This is a genomic window from Paraburkholderia sp. EG304 (genome assembly GCF_046543485.1).
Classification (GTDB): domain Bacteria; phylum Pseudomonadota; class Gammaproteobacteria; order Burkholderiales; family Burkholderiaceae; genus Paraburkholderia; species Paraburkholderia youngii.
This window is the reverse complement of the sequence record NZ_JBKGUA010000060.1, coordinates 1-18,179: the sequence shown is the minus strand read 5'-3', so window position 1 is coordinate 18,179 and position 18,179 is coordinate 1. Positions and strand designations below refer to the sequence as shown.

Genomic DNA, 18,179 nt, shown 5'->3' with positions numbered 1-18,179 from the left:
GCTTAAATGGTGGCGTGACGAGTGGGGACGTCCAGCGGGGAAATCTCACTGAGCGCCCGTTCCCCGCAATGACCAGCTATTGCGTCGCGTGCGGCGTCGCGTAGGACCGCAGCCGCTTTAATGTCTTCTCCAGTCGGTTGCAGAGCGGGGAGCACCGTGACCGTCAGGTCGGCTCGCGTTGGCAACCACTGTCCGTCCGGAAGCACAACACGGGCACCTGCGATTGCGACCGGCACGACGGGCCGGTGCGATGCACATGCCACCACGAAAGCGCCGAGACGAAACTGCCGCAGCCCCGCGGATCTGACGAATGTTCCTTCTGGAAAGAGCAGCAGCGAGGTTCCAGACATCGCGTGCTTCACCAGTTCGCGCTCGTCCTCGGTCATGCGCTGATGGTCGACGCGCTCGACGAAGCGCGTGCCGATTGCGCGAAGGAAGGAACCCATCAGCCATCCGTCAGCCAGCTCACGTTTCGCCACCATGCTAATCGGCATGGGGATAGCCGCCAGCAGCACCAGGCCGTCAAGATAGCTCGCGTGATTCGCAACGAAGATGGCCGGCCGCGCACTGTCGATGCGATCGGCTCCGCGTACCGTCATGCGAATACCTGCGAGCTTCAGGAAGAGGCGTGCCGCGCGCGATGCAATCGTCCAGTTTCGCCCGGTGTCCGGATGCCACAGGGTCATCAACGTTGTCGGTATGGCAATCAGAATTACGATCAGCCAGCAACATGCGCCGTAAGCGGCGTACGTGGCGGCGGCTCGAATTCGTCGGGCAATCGGCCATACGGTGTTCACACCGATGTCGAGCCACTGAAGCCACGCGGGGCGCGGCAGGAGATTGCCGCGATTGCGCAGGTACAAATCCAGTGTGGCCGCGTGGCGAATCTTGCCACTCGATGTCTTAAGAATGCTATGCGGCGGGACGAGAGCGACTTCTTCTGGCGGAGCGCCCAGCAGAGCCATGGAGGCTTCGTTAATGCCAGTGCGTATTGCCGCGAGTTCCTCGGGCGCGGTTTCGCGAGTCTCCGCAATCACGATCAGGCGGTCGGTGCCCGTCTCGACGTCAGGCGTTCCACACACTGCGACACAACCGTTGCGCACATGAGGCAGATGCCCGATCGCGGCTTCCAGTTCATACGGGAAGAAGTGACGGCCCGCCCGAATCACCAGATCCTTCACGCGGCCCGTGATGAACAGATCTTCATCGGCCATGTATCCCAGATCGCCGGTATCGAGCCAGCCATCATGACTCAACCGCGCGGTCAGCGCCGGGTTCTGAAAATACCCACCGGTCGCGGACGGACTTCGAAATTCAATCCTGCCGATCGTTCTTTCGGATACCTCGTTGCCTCCGGCGTCAACGATACGGATCTGGTTGCCGGGTAACGCGTGTCCGCACGAGACCAGTTCGAGGACGTCATCGGGCGACTCCGCTTGTGCTGCACGCTGCGAGTCCGCCAGCCGGCCACGACTGATACTGTCTGTCCGTACCCCTCGGCCGGGCTCCGAAAACGTCAGTCCAAGCGTGTTTTCCGCCAGACCGTAAACGGGGTTGAGTGCGTTCTCATTGAACCCATGGCCGGCGAAGCGTGACGCGAATGCCCGCATGGTTGACGCGCTGACGGGTTCCGCGCCGCAGAATGCGAGGCGCAGCGAAGACAGGTCGACGCCTTCGAGGTCGGCGTCGTCGATCCGGCGCGTGCATCGCTCGTAGGCGAAGTTGGGCGCTGCCGTAACGGTGGCATGGTAGCGGCCGATCGCCTGCAACCAGCGCGCTGGGCGTGCGAGGAACGTCAGCGGGGACATCAGAATCAGCGGGATGCCAAAGTAGAGCGGACCGAACCATGCTCCGATCAAACCCATGTCGTGGTACAGGGGGAGCCAGCTTGCGAAGACGTCGTGTGCCTCGATCCGGGCAGTCTGTCCCATCGCCCGGATATTGGCGAGCAGGTTGGCGTGGGTGAGCACCACGCCTTTTGGCGCGCCAGTGCTGCCGGAAGTGTACTGAAGCAACGCGACGTCTTCCGCGAGCGGGACATACCGTTCATTGTCCGTTTCGCCCATGAGTTGATGCATTGCGACGATCTCGCGTAACACCGGGATGCGGGCCTTGGCCAGAAGGCTTGCTCCGAGCGCATGCGAGGGCACGATCATCACACGCGCGCGCGCATCCGAGAGAATGGCCGCGTGGCGCCTCAAGTGATCGTCGATCCGTGCCGACTGTACTGGCGGATACACCGGTACGACGATTGCGCCGACGAGCATGATGCCCGCAAAGCACGCGAAATAGTCGATGCCTGTGGGCAGCATCAGTGCGACGGTATCTCCGGGATTGACGCCGAGCCGGCGCAGCCCGTGCGATACCCGCAGCGCGGCCTCGTACAGCCCCGCATACGTCATCGTATGTGAAGATGCGTCCTCGTCGAGAAACACGATGTGAGTGTGCTCGGTTCGTCGGGACACGTGCCACTGCAGTGCGTCGATCAACGTTTGTGCGTCAATCGGCGGGTCCAGCGCACCGCTCGGCGCTGGAAGCTCGACCGTGCCGATAACTCCCTCGGATCGCCCGGATGCTTCTCCTGCGAGTGCGCGCAGTAAATCGGCGGGCGTCGTCGCCTGCCCGAACGATGCAAGCGGAAAATGCACGCCGAGTGTGTCCTCGATGCGGGTCAGCAGTTCGGCACGTGCAAGACTGTCCAGGCCAAGATCTCGTTCGAACTGGCTACTCAACGTGACGTCCCGCGGCTTGTGTCCCGCTGGACTCATCTCCGCGGCGAAAGCGCCGACTATTTCGAGCAACCGCTGCGCGTGGGCCGGTGAACGGCTGGTGAGGTCATCACTCATATCACTTGACCGCATCAGTGTCAGGATGCCAGCAGGGGCGTGAGAGCGAGAAGAACACTTCAGGTCCTTCAAGTCAGCGCGCGTCGGAGTACCTTGCCGAGCTGGTTCAGAGGCAAGGTGTCGCGGAACTCGATGAATCGGGGAATCTTGTAGGCGCTCAAATTGGCCCGGCAGTGTTGCAGCACGATTTCGGCAGTCAGATCCTTCGAGGGTGGGACGACGAACAGCTTCACGGCCTGTCCGGTCCGTTCATCCGGCACTCCGACTACCGCTGCGGCGCTTACGCCCGGCAGCGAGGACACCACGGCCTCGACTTCCGAGGGATAGACCTTGAAGCCAGACACGATCACCACGTCTTTCTTGCGATCCACCAGCACGAGCGTGTGGGCGGGTGTAAGGTACCCAACGTCCCCCGTGCGAAGCCAACCATCAGTCGAGATGACCTCGGCGGTCTCCGCGGGGTTCATCCAGTAGCCGCGCATGACCTGAGGACCTCGGACCCAGACTTCTCCGATCACACCCGTGTCGACCGGCGCATTGGCGTCATCGCGGATGCTGAGTTCGGTTGAAGGCAACGGATAACCCACTGATCCCGAGAAGTGCTTCGCATTGGTCGGATTGGCACAGACGACTGGCGATGCTTCGGTTAGCCCATACCCTTCGATGAGCGGTACTCCCGTTGCTGTCTGCCATCGTTCTGCGACGTCAGCCTGAATCGGTGAGCCGCCGCCGATCACGAGGGTGAGGCGTGACCAGTCGAGCGTCTTGAAACGTGGTGCGGCGAGAAGGGCATTGAAGAGCGTATTCACACCTAACAGCGCGGTGGGCCGCGTGCGGCGCAAAGTTCGTATGAGCCCGGCGAGATCGTGCGGATCGATTACGAGAACATTGTGCGCGCCGATTTCGACAAACGTCAGCAGGCTGGCGGTTAACGCGAATATATGAAAGAGCGGCAGCGGCGTGAGAATGATCTGCTGCGGGGAACAGAACGACGCACCAAGCCATGCGCAAATCTGAGCAACGTTCGAACTGAGGTTACTGTGCGTGAGCATCGCGCATTTCGGCGTGCCCGTCGTTCCTCCGGTGTATTGCAGCAGTGCAACATCGTCGAGGCCGGCCGGGGGGAGATGTCGCTCGTTCGAGTCACGGCGCGAAAGAGCGGCTCTGAATGTCCGGTATTGCCTTTTAGTCGGTGGAATCGAGCGACGTACAACGCGCTGCAGAAAATCAATCGCGGTGCGCGTGGGCAGCGGTAGCAGATCGCCCGCTGCGACGGATATGACCGCGTTCGCCAGCTTCTCATCAAGGATGTCGTCCAGTTTGTAGGCAAAATTCTCCAATACGACGATCGCTGAAACCGCCGCAGTGGCGAGCTGGATTTGAATCTCACGCGGTGTGGCCAGCGGGTTGACATTGACAACCACGAGCCCAGCGTCGAGCGCTCCATAGAAGGCCACAACATAGGGTAGGCCGTTCGGCAGGATAAGTGCCACGCGATCGAGGGACTCGAGCTTCAGTTCGTTGACCAGGAAGGCGGAAAAGCGGTGCGCATATTGCGCGACGTCCCGGTATTCGAGCGCGTGATTGAACGAGCTGAATGCGGGGCGCCTAGCGTACTTGGTGCAGGCCGCCTCGAACATTTCAGGCAATGTTCGAACGCTTCTGGCATCGATCTCCGTGACATGCGGCTCGCAGGAGGGGACGTCCGCCGTGTTGGGGCAGTTCATGGTCGATCGAGCCTTACCGGATTGGGAGACATTCGTGACTATGGATCGAGCATAGGGTTCGTTTGCGATGAGAAATTGACGTGCGTCAAGGCTACGGGACAGCCTCGTGCATTGAGTCCGATAGAGATCTGCATCACGTCGACGGTCCTTCCCCCGCAATCGGAATCTACTGGAGCGCGAAGTGCCCAGTTCCGATGTCTTCGAATTACAGCAATACCCGTGGGTGAGCGGTTTGACCTGGATCAATGTGGAATCAGTCAGGGAATAGATTGATCCGCGGCCTTGCCAACGGCCGCGATCGAAAAATACCAGTCCGCAATGCACCACCTCGGAGATTGCATCATGAGCACTGCCACTTCAAACCACGATGACCACGACGAAGTCGGTCGCGTTCTCATTGCCGTAGACGCTTCGTCGGCCTCTTTGCATGCTGCGGCCTATGCTCTCGCGGTATTGCTGCGCCAGGGGCACACGTGCGAATCGTAAGCGTTGCCGAAGATCCACGCCGGCTGATCCTGTTGGATCCGCTCGTCGGAGTCGACCTCAGCTCGGTGCACGACGAGCTACTATGCGGTGCCGAAGACGCGGTGACCCGCGCAAAGACCGTCATTTCGGTCGGCAAGACAGTCGTCGACACGGAGGTGATGGATCTTTCCATAGAGGGGTGGGATGTCGCACACGCACTGCTCGAAGCCGCCCGGACATGGCAGGCCGATCTACTTGTCGTTGGCACGCGGCAGAACCGGCGCTTACTCGGCTGGCTGGAGGGAACGATATCTGAGCCTCTTGCGCGGATGTGTCAGTGCTCGATTCTTGTTGTTCCGGCCTCCTATGAAAGGAGTAGCGGCTATGATCAGATTGCCAATCAGTGCGACGGCCAGCAGCCAATGCAGCATACTGATCGAGAAAGGATAGCGGTGAATGTGTTTCATGAGGTTGGGTTTTCACTGCGCATGCGCGAGCAAGCCCGTTAGCTCAATAGGTCGTGGTAGTGGATCTTGGAAGTTATTTGAGTAAAGAACCCCGGCGCCGAGGCGCTATTTTCACCCGGGAATCCAACCAAAGCGGAAGCTATTTGGTTAATTTTCCGGAAGCGAAATGAGTTCCTCCACACGCTAAGACCGCCAAGACCGAACCAATTACGCCAAACGTCGGTCTTCGTCACGATCGTTATCGTGAAGACCGTGAGGACGTTCGAGAGCATGGCCTGAACGGCGACTCTCCTGGCCCCTGATTCGTTGACGTACATCAATCAGACTGTTCGGCGCGCGACTATTCTTCAGAGGCTGGGACTCAGGTGTTTCCGGTCGGCTCTGCGGGGTCATCGGCACCATTCCGCGCCTCTCGCGGAAAGGGGGATGTATGTCACGGTCAGAACTACCTCGGCCCGCGCGACGCGCGCTCCATCGCGGGCGGTCAGACGGACGTCTGTGGCTCGCCGTCAGTATCTCGCTCACCGGGCTTTCCTTTACACACACGACGCTCGCAGCGGGCGTCCTTCCACAAGGCGGCACCTATGTCGCCGGTGCGGGCACGATAGCCAGCCAACGGAATGGTCTCCTGATCACCCAACCAGGTTCGACGCGCGGTGTGATCGACTGGAACAGCTTTTCCGTTGGCAGGAACAACAGCGTGACGTTCGACAACGGCTCGGGCGCGACGCTGAACCGGGTGACCGGGGGCTCACCTTCGGCCATCCTGGGCCGGCTCAGTGCAACGGGCAGCCTCTATGTGATCAATCCGCAGGGCATCGTCGTGGGGCCGTCGGGCGTGGTGACAACCGGCGGACGCTTCGTCGCGACCACGCTGAATATCTGCAACGACGCCTTCATGAAAGGCAGCGGCGCGCTCACACTGTCGGGCGACTCCGATGCAAGCGTCACCAACCTCGGCAGGATCAGTTCCAGCGGCGGCGATGTGTTCCTGATTGCCCGCGGTGCAGTTATCAACGCCGGTAGCGTGTCCGCGCCCAACGGGACGGCGGAACTGGCCGCCGGCGGGCAGGTACTCCTGCAGGATTCGGGCAGCAGCAGACAAGTGTTCGTGCAGACGGGCAGTCAGGGCACGGTCATCAACAAGGGGCGAATTACAGCCGCGCAGATCAGCCTGCAGGCCGCCGACGGCAACGTATATGCGCTCGCAGGCAGCGGCACGCGCGTCCGTGCAACCGGCACGGCCAGCCGCGACGGGCACGTCTGGCTCGTCGCCGATGGAGGCCGTGTCGAGCAGGACGGCACGATCGTCGCGAGCAACGCGGCCGGCAGCGGCGGAACCGTCGATACCGAAGCGGCACAACTGGCGTTCGGCAGCCACGCGGTGGTCGATGCAGGCCAATGGAATCTCTCGACGCCCGCTTTCACGATCGATGATCCTGCCGCGCATGCGTTGCGCCGCAGCCTGAACGCCGGCGCCTCGGTTGATGTCACGACCACGGGCGCCAACGGCGCGACGGGCGACCTGGGCGTCGCGTCGAGCCTGCGCTGGTCCGGTCCGGCTTCGCTGACGCTGGCCGCGCACCACGACGTGTCGGTGGCGACGGGTACGACCATCGCCAACACCGGTGCTGGCAATCTGACGTTGCGCGCCGACGCATCCGGCATCGACAACGGCGGCAGCGTCACCAACCTCGGCAGACTCGACTGGTCGAGAAGCACGGGCGCCATCAGCGCTTTCTACGACACCAACGGGACGTACAGTGCCGGCACGCAACTCATCAATACGACGTGGATGCCAGGTCCGTACAGCGGACTGCTGACGCAAAGCACTGCCTACAAACTAGTCAATTCGCTCGACGATCTGAAGAGCGTTGTCGCCGACCTCGCCGGCAACTACGCGCTCGGCAAGGATATCAATGCAAGCGCGACGAGCGACGGGTCATATGCCCCGCTGGGCAACAGCGTTACGCCGTTCATCGGGCAATTCGACGGACAAGGCCATACGGTGAGTCCACTGACGCTGCAACCCTGGGTGCCTGCCGACCCATACGCCCCGCCTCTAGTGGGCATGTTCGGCGCCGTCGGCAGCATGGGCGTCGTGCGGAATCTGACCGTCCAGGGCAATGGCGTTTCAGGCCCGGGGCCGTTCGGCGTACCTGCTTACGGCAATATGGGGATGCTTGCCGGCACGAACAGCGGGACGATCATTCGCGTGAACGCGGCCGGCAACCTTTCCACTAACGCAGGTTCCTCCGGAGTCGACTACACGACAGCCGGCGGCCTAGTGGGAGTGAATGCCGGCACAATCTTGCGTTCCGCCAGCAGCGTCTCGTTGACCGCGGGTGGCAACCTGGGCGGTATCGCGGGTGAGAATAGCGGCCTTATCGCCCAGTCTTTCTCGAGTGGCCCACTGAACTCCCTGAGCTATATCAACCACGGCGCTGGAGGCCTCGTCGACCACAACTCGGGCACGATCGAACAGTCGTACTCGACCAGCACAACGCTGCTTCAAGGATACTGCCGGGGCAGCGCCGGAAATCCATGCGGCGGCGCGGGACTTGTTGTCACAAACGGCGGGACCATCGGTCAGTCTTTCGCGACGGGCCGCGTCACTCAGCCGTTCTATCAGCCCATAGGAATCGCACGGACGAACAACGGCACGATCGCAGACGACGTTTACTGGGACAAGGAAACGACGACAGCGACAGTTGGCGTCGTATACGGGACGCCAGTACCTGCATCGAACGGGCTCACGACCACACAGATGAGCACGACTGGATCCTTTGCATCGTATGACTTTGGCCCGACGGGAGTATGGGCGATGCCTGTGGGAGCGATGCACCCTGTGTTGCGCTGGCAGCTAGCGCACTGAACCTGATTCCGGCGCACTGACACGTTGCTTTACAGTGAAATAGAAAAGACGTCGGGGAAATGTCCATTGTCTGGGGGCGGAAGCTGAAGTTCGAACGTCAGCGTGAAAGCATCGACGAACGTCCGTAGCTTGCCCGAAAGTGGCCCGGTCTGCGTCCCCTCGCCAACCGGCCAGCCAACCTGATTTTTCACGAACGCTGAGAATTTTTTTCAGCTCAGTGACTCGTTTTCATGATCTCTGACAACCTGCAGAGGCCGGCATGCATGGCACGACGATTTTAGCGAGCGGCAATCTCGACGAGTACCGTCTGCGCGATCTGATGGGATGTGATGCGCCGATCCACGGCTCTGGCGTGGGCACGCGGATGAATACCTCAGCCGATGCGCCGTACCTCGACTGCGCCTACAAGCTCGTCGAATACGCGGGCGAGCCGCGCCGCAAGCGTTCGGAAGGGAAGGTGACACTGTCGGGCCGCAAGCAGGTCTTCCGCAGCCGTGATAAGGGCGGTCGTATTCTGGAAGACCGCCACGCCGGCGCATCAGATGCATGACGGCGCTCTATTGCTCGGCACCTTGATGCGCGACGGCCAACGGTGTGTGCTACCACCGATCGACAAAATTCGCGCCTACGCCTCGCAAGAGCTCGCGTCGCTGCCGGCTCACCTTCGTATGTTGAACCAGGCCGAGCTGTTTCACGCATACCTCTCCGAACAGCTCAAGGCGCTCGTCACGCAGATGGATCGCGCTTGACGCAGATCAATCCGCATCGACACGCAGTGACTACCCTCCCGGAAAGCAGGGTGCTGGCACCGTGCAGGTGGCTCCGCTCCTCGTTGCCATCAGGTACGTTCGTCAGAAAGGAGACGCGCGATGAAGACCGACATGCAACTGAAAAACGACGTCGAACGCGAGCTGGAGTGGGATCCAGTCATCAACTCCGCCGGTATAGGCGTCGAGGTCCGCGACCGCATCGTGACCTTGGCGGGGCATCTCGACAGCTATGTGGAAAAGCTCGCCGCCCGCAAAGCGGCACAGCGCGTGGAGGGCGCCAAGGGCGTCGTCGTCGAACTGGACGTGCGGCTGCCGGACAAGGACAAGCGCACCGACGAGGAAATCGCAGAAGCGGCGCGCGCGATGCTGCAATGGCATACCGGTCTTGACGAGAACACAGTCAAACTGACTGTCGAAAAGGGCTGTTTGACCCCTTGTGCGGCGAAGTGGACTGGGGTTTCCAGATCAAGTCCGCAGAAAACGCAGTGACTTCGTTGCGCAGCGTAATGGCGGTCGTCAATCAGATAACCGTACGCGGCCGCGCCACGCCAGTCGATATCGCCGACCGGATCACCGAGGCGCTGGAGCGCCACGCGCGAAAAGAGGCAAAGCATATCGTCGTGAGCGTCGAGGAAGGAACGATGACGCTGCGCGGCAAGGTCGGCTCATTCGCGGAAAAGTCGATTGCCTGCAATGCCGCATGGTCCGCACCAGGCGTGCGCATCGTCCTCGATCACCTGTCGGTCGAGAATTGACGCGCGCATCACGCCGTTTTGGCGCGCCTGGTCCATGTCTCGTTGGTGATCGCGGACACGGGCAGGCGCGATTTCACAGGTGCGAACAGGTCGCCGGCCGCATCCGGCTCGCCGCAGTGCTCGAGGATGGAGGCCCGCACCCGCTCGCGCAATCGTGCGGTCGCGGCAAAGTCAGCTCCATCGGGCGCCACAGGCGCCAGAAGCGAAATCGTAATGGAGCCGCGCCGAGGGACCCATGCGCCATCGGGCAATGCGGCACGCGCGCCGCGCAGCGCAACCGGAACGGCGCGCTGTCCCGTCATGCATGCGCAGCGGAAAGCACCAAGATGAAACGCGCGCAGCCCAGCCTCGCGCACGAAGGTGCCCTCCGGAAAAACCGCAGACGCTCTCCGACTGTCGCGAATTCGATCAACCGCGCTTCGTCGGCGAGGCTCCCCGCGTCGACTCCGCGCTCGACGAAACGGGCGCCGATTGCCCGCAGCAACGGACCGGCGAATGGCCGGCGCGCCAGTTCCCGCTTCGATACGAAGGCAACCGGCGCAGGCAGAAATGCGGTGAGCGCCACGACGTCGAGATAACCGGTGTGATTAGACGCGATCACCGTATGCGGCTAGTGCAATGCGGCGAGATCGCCTTCGAGTTCCACGCGCAATCCCGCCGCGCGCAGGGGGATGCGCCAGTTACGCGCTTGATCGGGTCGAAATGCAATACAGACGAAGACGCCGACACCAAGCGCGGCGAACACGCTCCAGCACGCGACGCCACGCGCGCCGCTCCGCGCACGTTCGCACGCGCGGCGTCCCAGCGCGAACGCACTGCGTTGCAGCGCGTCGCCGAACTGGCGCCAGAACGGACGCGGCGCCATCGTCTCGACGCCGCGATCGAATTGTTCGAGCGTAGCCGCATGCCGGATCTTGCCGCTGGCGGTCTTGACGATGCTATGGGGAGGCACCAGGGCGATCTGCTCGGGCGGGGCACCGTACAGCGTCATCGTGGCGGCATTGATACGCGTCCTCAATTGCTCGCGCGCGTCTTGCTGCCCGCTCGCAAGCGTAGTTTCGGCGATGACGATGACGCGCTCGGTTGCACTGCGCGGATCGATGGCGCCGCATACGGCGACCCCGCCATGTACCACGTCCGGCAGGCGACCGATCGTGTCCTCCAGCTCATACGGAAAATAGTGGCGCCCGCCGCGAATGATCATGTCCTTCGAGCGTCCTGTCACGAACAGCTCGCCGTTGGCGACGTAGCCGAGATCGCCGGTGTCGAGCCAGCCGTCGTCGAACAATGTTCGGGTCTGCGTTTCGTTGTGCCAGTAACCGCGCGTGGCCGACGTTCCGCGTAGCTCGATCCGGCCGATATGCCGGGGCGCCGGCTCGCGCCCGTCGTTGGCAACGATGCGCAGCTCGGTCCCGCCGAGCGGGAAACCGCAGCTGACGATCTCAACGGCCTCGGCCGATGCGTCGCTGTCGCGAACGGGATTTGCCTCGCCGGTCCTGTCGAGCGCTTCGCGTCCGATGCGATCGACCGTAAGACCGCGCGAAGGTGGCGGAAACGTAACGCCGAGTACGTTCTCAGCGAGCCCGTAGACCGGCGTGATCGCGCGCGGATCGAGCCCGTGCGATGCGAAACGTGCAGCGAATGCGCGCATGGTTCGCGGACTGACCGGCTCGGCGCCGCAGAATGCAAAGCGCAGCGACGAGAGGTCGACGCCGGTCACGTCGTCGTCGGCGAGTTGCCGTGCGCAGCGCTCGTACGCGAAGTTCGGCGCCGCTGTGATCGTGCCGTGATACCTTCCGATCGCCCGCGGCCAGCTGCCCGGTCGCGCAAGAAACGTGAGGGGTGACATCACGACGAGCGGCAGGCCGAAGTAGAGTGGGGCTAGCCACGCGCCGATCAGTCCCATGTCGTGATAAAGAGGCAGCCAGCTGACGAGGACGTCGTGCGCATTCACACACATGCGCTCGCCCATCGCACGGACGTTCTCGAGCAGGTTCGCGTGGCTGAGCACAACGCCTTTGGACACGCCGGTGCTGCCCGACGTGTACTGCAGCAACGCGATGTCGTCGGCGCTTGCGGCAGACGGCATAGACATTGGCCGAGCTTCGATCTGTCGCGGCGACAGCACGTGCCGCAACGTCGGCACCTGGATCGCAAGCAGCCGCGCGATCACACCGATCTCGTCGGCCGCGAGCAGAACCTTGACGCCGGCGTTGGCGAGGATGACCGCGTTGCGGCGCATGTGGTCTTCGATTTCGAGCCGGTGCGCCGGCGGATAGACCGGCACGGCGATCGCGTCGCATAGCAGGATCGCGGTGAAGCAGACGAAGTAGTCGAGGCCCGTCGGCAGCATCAGCGCGACCGTGTCGCCGGGATCAACACCGAGCGAGCGCAGGCCGCCCGCGGCAAGGAGCGCCTGCCCGTACAGCTGGCCGATGCTCACCTGCGTGTCGCCGCCGTTCTCGTCCAGAATGACCAGGTGCAGTCGCTCGGGATGGCGCGTCGCATGCCAGCGTACGACTTCGGCCCACGTCCTGGCGGTGCCTGGAGCGTCGAGGTCTGGCTTGCCAGCGCTCAGGCTCGTGGAGGTGGGGACTGCTACCGCGCCAGACGGCCGCGTGCCCGCGCCGTCCACGGCTCGCGGGCACGCGTTGGCGAGCGCGTCGAGAATGTCCAACGGTGTCCTCGCGGAGGCGAACGCGTCGACCGGCAACTGAACGCCGAATGTCTGCTCGATTCGCGTCAGCAGCTCCGCACGCGCGAGGCTGTCGAAGCCGAGGTCCCGCTCGAGTTGTGTCTCGAGCGTGATGGGCACAAGGACCGGTGCGCCTGATACGACGGGGGTGGTCGGTTTCTGATCTTGCAACCCGCCGTGGAGTTCGAGACTGAGCGCGCGGACCACGTCCAGCAACCGGTTCTGTGCGTCAGTGTTTTGAGCCGTGCGCAGTTCTGCGTGAAATTGCGTCATGAACGTCTCCTCGCTTCCGACTAGCGCAGTGCGTGCTTTTCGCAGGCGAGCCGCGATGTCAACGACAGCGCTTGCATCGACCGGTTTACTGCCGTCCTGGCCGACCTGCTACGTTCGAGGCCATGACGTCCCTCACGCAGATCGCGCGGATTCAATTCGACATCAGCACCGGCACGGCCATCGATTGCAGCAGCGTATGCGTAACGCCGCCCCACACGGCTTCGCGCCAGCGCGCGTGACCATATCCACCCATCACAATAAGGTCGCTGCCGTGGTTCTGCGCGCACGACAGCAACATGCTTCCCGCGCGCGCTCCGGTAGCGCCCTCGAGTTCGACCACGTCGATGACCGCGTCGTGACGGGCGAGCGTGCGGGGCATGTCGGCACCCGGAATGCGCGCGGCAAGCGGTGCGTCTGCCGGGCCATGCACGGTCACGATGATGTTTCTTTGCGCACGGGAAATGAACGGCAGGGCGTCGTGAATGGTGCGGGTCGCTTCGCGGCTTCCATCCCAGGCGATCAGGATCCGGCTGCCGACGCTCGGGAATATGCCCGTGTAGGGCACGAAGAGCACGGGGCGTCCGGCTGTCATCAACAGCTGCTCTCCACAGTGATTGTGGATATATGTTTCGGGGGCGTTCGGGTTTGACTGGCCGGCGATAACAAGGTCAGCCAGACGCGCATACCGTACGATGCTTCGCTTGTCGCTCGCGTCGCTGCACCGGAATTGACCGGCGACGTTCGCGTGCCCGCACGCTGCGTCGAATGAATCGCGCAAAGCCGCGCGTCGCTGATCGCTCTGTCGTATCATTTCCGCGTACATGCCAGCCGCGCCAGGTATCGCGAAGACCATGTGAGCATCTTGAATCGACGCGATGTCCAGCCCCACGAGCTGGGCATCGAACTGTCGGGCGATGCGCAACGCGATATCAAGGCGCTGCTGCGCGGCCAGGCTATCGTCCAGATGGACCAGCAGATTGCGGTAGTTCATCTCATTGACTCCGTCGGCATGCACAAACGTGTCTTCGCACGTGACTGAACCCAGTCTATGCAGGCAGACCACCGTAGCGTTGACGCAAGTCAATGGGATTCGCGGCCTGTCGCGTTTCACAGCACAACGGGTTTCACCCGCAGAAGGGACGCCGCGATCGTGTGGATCAGCGCCGCTCGATCCATTCGTTGCCGTCCTTGACATAACACCGCTTGACGGCCGCCCATGCCACGCGATGCGCGATTTCTTCGTGACGCGCATCGACTGCGTATTCCTCGTACGCTGCGTTAAAGGCAGCCCGATAGATATCCTGCGCGCGCTGCGGCAGATGATGCCGAACGGGTATGGGCAGATCGGCATTGCTGAAATAGGGCACTTCGTTCCCCGGTCGAAAATTCGTCGTTCAGGCCCGATCCTGGTTTGAGAGAGACGAACCGGATGTTTCAGATCTGTCGACGACCACCTCCGGCATCACTCGTGATGTTCGTGAACGAGCAGGATGTTGGTCTTCCACAGGCACGACTCCGGCCGGACCGACCGCAGCTCCCGGTGCAAACAAAGGCAATGCGGCAGCGGGGGCCGCACCAACTCCGCCGGCCAGATCGCGACACGCATTGGCAGCGTCCGAGACGTTCTTGAAGTATTGCATCGCGCTGGACACGCACTCGGGCAGCATGAGGCTGGCAGTCGACATCCATTCGAGCGGATTGCGTGTGAGCGCGCAACGCGCCCACGTTTCCTGTGTCAGCGCCAACCAATCGGCGCAGGCTTGCATCTGCACGTCGGCGAAGGTCTTCCAGATTTCCGGCAGATTGCTTGTAGAGGACTGAGTCAACATGAATGCCTCCCGTGGTCGTGGTCGTGGTCGTGGTCGCGAGAGCGCCACCAGGCCGCCGGCATCCGGCTGTGCCGGGCAAGCCGGGCCCCACGAGCCGCTGCAGCTCACCGTTGCAATGCAAAAGCGTGACGCTCGAATAAAAGGATGAACGACTGCGAGGTGCAGGCGTTGACGTGTGTCAATGACGGAGCATCGGGATGTTCGACGATCGGCGGACCGGAGAAACAGGCGGTGGGGGCTCGGAAGCTTGCGGCGCAATTATTGGGACGTGTGCGCAGCCTGTCAGGCAAGCGGCGATGGTCGTGAAGCACGTTATTGATTCTCGCATTGGCACAATGTCTGTTGAACCGTCGTCATCGAGACACGATCTCATGAGGCCGGTGAAGCAGTGACGGTTAGGTTTGACCTGGATCAATCCGCAGGTCCCCACCCGGCAGTCTGATATGCGCATGGCTCTTTAGCAGAGATGGCCGGCGCGGACGCCGGCCTCGTCTCGCGCGAACGGTCTCACACCGCGGCAGAGGAGAAGGCTGATGATCATCATCGCCGCTTTCATCTCGATGGTCTTTTTCTACAGCCTGATTTCCCGGCGACTGGAGCGAACGATCCTGACGGCGCCGATCCTGTTTACAGTGTTCGGTGCGCTCATGGCCGCTTCCCACGGAGCGCTGGACGAACTCGCGCTCGACCGTAAAGATCTGCTGCTTGTGGCCGAGCTGGGACTTGTGATGACGCTCTTCACCGATGCGTCGAGAGTCCGTCCGAGCATGCTGAAGGGCGAAACCAATCTTCCGATACGCCTGTTGAGCACGGGCATGCTGCTCACCATCATGCTCGGGGTGCTGTTTGCGATGGTCGTTTTCAGAACGCTGACCTGGTGGGAGGCGGGTATCGTCGCCGCGATTCTCGCTCCGACGGATGCCGGGCTCGGGCAGGTCATCGTAAATAGCCTGCATGTCCCACAGCGAATCCGTCAGGCGTTGAATGTGGAGGCCGGATTGAATGACGGACTCTCGGTGCCCTTCCTGATGTTCTTTGTCGCGTTGGCGGAGGTCCGAGAAACGAGTCGGGGAGGTACGGCCCTGACACGCTTTCTGATCGAGCAGCTGGGTTATGGAACATTGCTGGGACTCGCCATCGGACTGCTGGGTGGCTGGCTGCTGGGTCTTGCTCGTCGAAAGCAGTGGATGGCCGAACCGGTCGCGCAGCTGGGTGTGGCGGCGCTGCCGCTTGCTTGCATGGTGGCTTCGGAGGCCACGGGCGCAAGTATGTTCATCGCCGCGTTCGTGGCCGGCCTGGCGACACAGGCAGGCTTCCGCGAGGTCGGCAAGCACAGCGTGGAGTTCGCCGAAGACTGGGGACAACTCTTTAACTATTTCGTGTTCTTCCTGTTCGGGCTGCTGGTCACCCGTGTCTGGACACAGTTCAATCTTGCCGTCGTGACCTATAGCGTGCTGAGCCTGACGGTGATTCGTATCGTTCCGGTGGCGATCGCGCTGCTGGGCACGCGCTTGAGCTGGACGACCGCCCTGTTCATGGGATGGTTCGGCCCGAGAGGGCTCGCCTCGATCGTTCTCGGGCTTGTCTATCTCGAGCACGAAACCGATCTGCCCGGAGAGCCCACCATCAAGCTCGCGGTGATGGCGACGGTTCTGCTCAGCATCTTCGCCCACGGACTCACCGCGCTTCCTGCGACCGTCAGGTATTCCAGGTCAATCGCCCCGCTGGGGCGCGGTGCGCCAGAGCATGAGCAAGAGGTAGTTGGCGCAGATCGGGCAACTGCTGAGGGTCTCTGACTCACAGCTTGGTGCCGCGACACTTGATAGCATGGAGCAGTCATGGCACTACCATTGCGATTGTGGAGTCGCCACGATTCACGTGACGACTCACGCAGTGCGAGACCTCGGTACGAGGTGAATGATGGGATTACTTTCCAGCCCGTTGCATCCCATGAAGGCACGAACTGCACATGACCAAACCACACGCGTGGCCGAGATGATTGATCGTGTCATTGCAATGAACCCGCGCCTGCGGCTGGCACGACATTACAAGGAACGTCTCAGGCAGGCCGTTTCCGTCTCGCCTACTTACATCGACGATCTAATACGCTCGCCACCCGCACCCCACGAGGCCAATGCGGCCGCCTGGTCAACCGATCCATTGATTCGCGTTTTCTTCGCGACACCCGATGATCTCGTGAAGGCGTTCAGTCGCTCCGAAGAACTGCGCGCATATTACGCCAGGAATTCTAATTTGACAGAAGCCTACGCAACGCTTGGAATGGCGATGTTCCAACGGCATGTGCTGGGCGTTGCGGCCGAGGGCGACGAGATGCGGCATGACGTACCTCAGACCACGCATTGCTTCAGTGACCATCGCGTGCGCGTCTGCGGGAAATCAGACGCTGACCTCCGCGAGGAGATTGCGCGCCGGCTGGTGGATCAACTGGCGCTGGAGGGACTCTCCAGACTTGCTGCTGACGGCTGCGAACTTGTAGCAAAAAGGGCGAGAGCTTCTGGAGGCGCGCGTGGCGTTACTGGAATGCCGCGGCGTGGGCATGCGCTCGGTGGTAGGGGGCTGAAGGCTTCGAATCGGTGTGCGCCGCGCGGCCGGCCAAGCGTGATGGGCTCGGCTACTTGAAGGGTATCCACCATGAGACAAACCTCCTACCGACGGGATTCGAAGTGTAGGAGGCGAGTTGACAAATTTAATGCGAACTTATGCGAGTTGACACTTTTATGCCGATTCGACGGGATATAAATGTGTCAAAACAGGCGCGGTCAGCCCCGCGGTTACTGGCGAGGGCCGGTGATAATCATTGAAAGGCCTCCTGGCCGCTCAAAGAAGGGGCGGCCAGGGTCTACAGTTGAGACGCCAAGCTCAACCGACCCGTTCAGGAGGCTGAAATGAGTATAGCGGCATCGATCTGCACTCGAATAACGCCGTGATCGACGATGAGGACCGGGTGCTTTACTGCAAGCGACTGGCCAACGACCTGCCATCAATCGTCGCGGTCCTCGCGCCATTTCATGAGGACCTGCAGGGGGTCGTGGTGGAATCAACCTATAACTGGTACTGGCGTGTCGATGGCCTGATGGCCGCGGGCTTTGCCGTCCATCTGGCAAATACCGCTGCCATCAAGCAGTACGAGGGCCTGAAGTATGTCGGCGATGAACGAGATGCCGTGTTTCTCGCGCATATCTTCCGCCTTGGACTGCTGCCAGAAGGTTACATCTATCCCCCGGAGGAGCGAGGCCCGCGTGATCTCGCCCGCAAGCGCATGCAACTCGTACAGCAAAGCATGCTGAACACTCTCAGCATCGAGAACATCCTGGCCCGGCAGTTGAATCGTAAGCGGCTCGGCAGGGCCGATCCCCGATCCGCGCGCGCGTGGGGCATGATGTGAGAGCGTGGATTGTTTGCATGGTCGTTGACACGACCTATCTCGATCTACCCGGTCAAGCGGTGTGCGTGGGC

Annotated in this window: 13 protein-coding genes and 2 pseudogenes; 8 read left to right on the top strand and 7 right to left on the bottom strand. The window is 61.9% G+C overall.

Translation table 11 applies throughout. The features are described 5' to 3' along the window. Positions 1 to 2: 2 nt before the first annotated feature. Both ACLFKU_RS36940 and ACLFKU_RS36935 read right to left on the bottom strand, forming a co-directional pair. Entirely contained in the window at positions 3 to 2,846 is a 2,844-nt protein-coding gene (locus tag ACLFKU_RS36940; RefSeq protein ID WP_410852469.1) for an AMP-binding protein, read from the bottom strand. Between the two features lie 68 nt (positions 2,847 to 2,914). Next, on the bottom strand, positions 2,915 to 4,573 hold the full coding sequence (locus tag ACLFKU_RS36935; RefSeq protein WP_410852468.1) for an AMP-binding protein: 1,659 nt from the start codon (positions 4,571 to 4,573) through the stop codon (positions 2,915 to 2,917). A gap of 452 nt (positions 4,574 to 5,025) precedes the next feature. On the opposite strand from ACLFKU_RS36935, the gene ACLFKU_RS36930 reads away from it, so the two are divergent. The 5 genes and pseudogenes from ACLFKU_RS36930 (at position 5,026) to ACLFKU_RS36910 (ending at position 9,905) form a co-directional block, all read left to right on the top strand. After that, a complete protein-coding gene (locus ACLFKU_RS36930; protein ID WP_410852484.1) occupies positions 5,026 to 5,547 on the top strand; it encodes a universal stress protein in 522 nt (173 codons plus the stop codon). A gap of 388 nt (positions 5,548 to 5,935) precedes the next feature. Then, the gene (locus ACLFKU_RS36925; RefSeq protein WP_410852467.1) at positions 5,936 to 8,380 is read left to right on the top strand and encodes a filamentous hemagglutinin N-terminal domain-containing protein; all 2,445 of its coding nucleotides are present in this window, start codon (positions 5,936 to 5,938) and stop codon (positions 8,378 to 8,380) included. A gap of 259 nt (positions 8,381 to 8,639) precedes the next feature. Then, positions 8,640 to 8,930 carry a hypothetical protein gene (locus tag ACLFKU_RS36920; protein ID WP_410852466.1) on the top strand — a complete coding sequence of 97 codons (291 nt, stop codon included), beginning with the start codon at positions 8,640 to 8,642 and terminating at the stop codon, positions 8,928 to 8,930. Further along, a complete protein-coding gene (locus ACLFKU_RS36915) occupies positions 8,923 to 9,129 on the top strand; it encodes a hypothetical protein (protein WP_410852465.1) in 207 nt (68 codons plus the stop codon). Before ACLFKU_RS36920 ends, ACLFKU_RS36915 begins: the two co-directional genes overlap by 8 nt. A 120-nt stretch (positions 9,130 to 9,249) precedes the next feature. Continuing rightward, positions 9,250 to 9,905: pseudogene (locus tag ACLFKU_RS36910) on the top strand (BON domain-containing protein). A gap of 8 nt (positions 9,906 to 9,913) precedes the next feature. On the opposite strand, the pseudogene ACLFKU_RS36905 reads toward ACLFKU_RS36910, so the two are convergent. The 5 genes and pseudogenes from ACLFKU_RS36905 to ACLFKU_RS36885 form a co-directional block, all read right to left on the bottom strand. Further along, positions 9,914 to 10,470 (bottom strand): annotated as a pseudogene (locus ACLFKU_RS36905) (lysophospholipid acyltransferase family protein). A 45-nt stretch (positions 10,471 to 10,515) separates the two neighbouring features. Then, positions 10,516 to 12,873 carry an AMP-binding protein gene (locus ACLFKU_RS36900; RefSeq protein WP_410852464.1) on the bottom strand — a complete coding sequence of 786 codons (2,358 nt, stop codon included), beginning with the start codon at positions 12,871 to 12,873 and terminating at the stop codon, positions 10,516 to 10,518. Between the two features lie 151 nt (positions 12,874 to 13,024). Further along, the gene (locus ACLFKU_RS36895) at positions 13,025 to 14,125 is read right to left on the bottom strand and encodes a universal stress protein (RefSeq protein WP_410852463.1); all 1,101 of its coding nucleotides are present in this window, start codon (positions 14,123 to 14,125) and stop codon (positions 13,025 to 13,027) included. Further along, positions 14,031 to 14,240, bottom strand: a complete 210-nt coding sequence (locus ACLFKU_RS36890; protein ID WP_410852462.1) for a ChaB family protein — start codon at positions 14,238 to 14,240, stop codon at positions 14,031 to 14,033. The genes ACLFKU_RS36895 and ACLFKU_RS36890 overlap by 95 nt, the downstream gene beginning before the upstream one ends. A gap of 27 nt (positions 14,241 to 14,267) precedes the next feature. After that, positions 14,268 to 14,702 carry a hypothetical protein gene (locus ACLFKU_RS36885; protein WP_410852461.1) on the bottom strand — a complete coding sequence of 145 codons (435 nt, stop codon included), beginning with the start codon at positions 14,700 to 14,702 and terminating at the stop codon, positions 14,268 to 14,270. A gap of 533 nt (positions 14,703 to 15,235) precedes the next feature. Here ACLFKU_RS36885 and ACLFKU_RS36880 point away from each other — a divergent pair. The 3 genes from ACLFKU_RS36880 (at position 15,236) to ACLFKU_RS36870 (ending at position 18,108) form a co-directional block, all read left to right on the top strand. Beyond that, positions 15,236 to 16,498, top strand: coding sequence for a cation:proton antiporter (locus ACLFKU_RS36880; protein WP_410852460.1), 1,263 nt, complete (start codon positions 15,236 to 15,238; stop codon positions 16,496 to 16,498). Between the two features lie 124 nt (positions 16,499 to 16,622). Next, positions 16,623 to 17,342, top strand: coding sequence for a hypothetical protein (locus tag ACLFKU_RS36875; RefSeq protein ID WP_410852459.1), 720 nt, complete (start codon positions 16,623 to 16,625; stop codon positions 17,340 to 17,342). Positions 17,343 to 17,622: 280 nt separating this feature from the next. Continuing rightward, positions 17,623 to 18,108: an IS110 family transposase gene (locus ACLFKU_RS36870; RefSeq protein WP_410852483.1), complete on the top strand. Its 486-nt coding sequence runs from the start codon at positions 17,623 to 17,625 to the stop codon at positions 18,106 to 18,108. Positions 18,109 to 18,179: the final 71 nt, after the last annotated feature.

What these genes read in the sequence shown, in the direction of transcription:
- ACLFKU_RS36880 (WP_410852460.1), top strand. Translation starts at nt 15,236, where the DNA reads ATGATCATCATCGCCGCTTTCATCTCGATGGTCTTTTTCTACAGCCTG.
- ACLFKU_RS36900 (WP_410852464.1), bottom strand. Translation starts at nt 12,873, where the DNA reads ATGACGCAATTTCACGCAGAACTGCGCACGGCTCAAAACACTGACGCA.
- ACLFKU_RS36920 (WP_410852466.1), top strand. Translation starts at nt 8,640, where the DNA reads ATGCATGGCACGACGATTTTAGCGAGCGGCAATCTCGACGAGTACCGT.
- ACLFKU_RS36935 (WP_410852468.1), bottom strand. Translation starts at nt 4,573, where the DNA reads ATGAACTGCCCCAACACGGCGGACGTCCCCTCCTGCGAGCCGCATGTC.
- ACLFKU_RS36885 (WP_410852461.1), bottom strand. Translation starts at nt 14,702, where the DNA reads ATGTTGACTCAGTCCTCTACAAGCAATCTGCCGGAAATCTGGAAGACC.
- ACLFKU_RS36875 (WP_410852459.1), top strand. Translation starts at nt 16,623, where the DNA reads ATGGGATTACTTTCCAGCCCGTTGCATCCCATGAAGGCACGAACTGCA.
- ACLFKU_RS36925 (WP_410852467.1), top strand. Translation starts at nt 5,936, where the DNA reads ATGTCACGGTCAGAACTACCTCGGCCCGCGCGACGCGCGCTCCATCGC.
- ACLFKU_RS36915 (WP_410852465.1), top strand. Translation starts at nt 8,923, where the DNA reads ATGCATGACGGCGCTCTATTGCTCGGCACCTTGATGCGCGACGGCCAA.
- ACLFKU_RS36940 (WP_410852469.1), bottom strand. Translation starts at nt 2,846, where the DNA reads ATGAGTGATGACCTCACCAGCCGTTCACCGGCCCACGCGCAGCGGTTG.
- ACLFKU_RS36895 (WP_410852463.1), bottom strand. Translation starts at nt 14,125, where the DNA reads ATGCGCGTCACGAAGAAATCGCGCATCGCGTGGCATGGGCGGCCGTCA.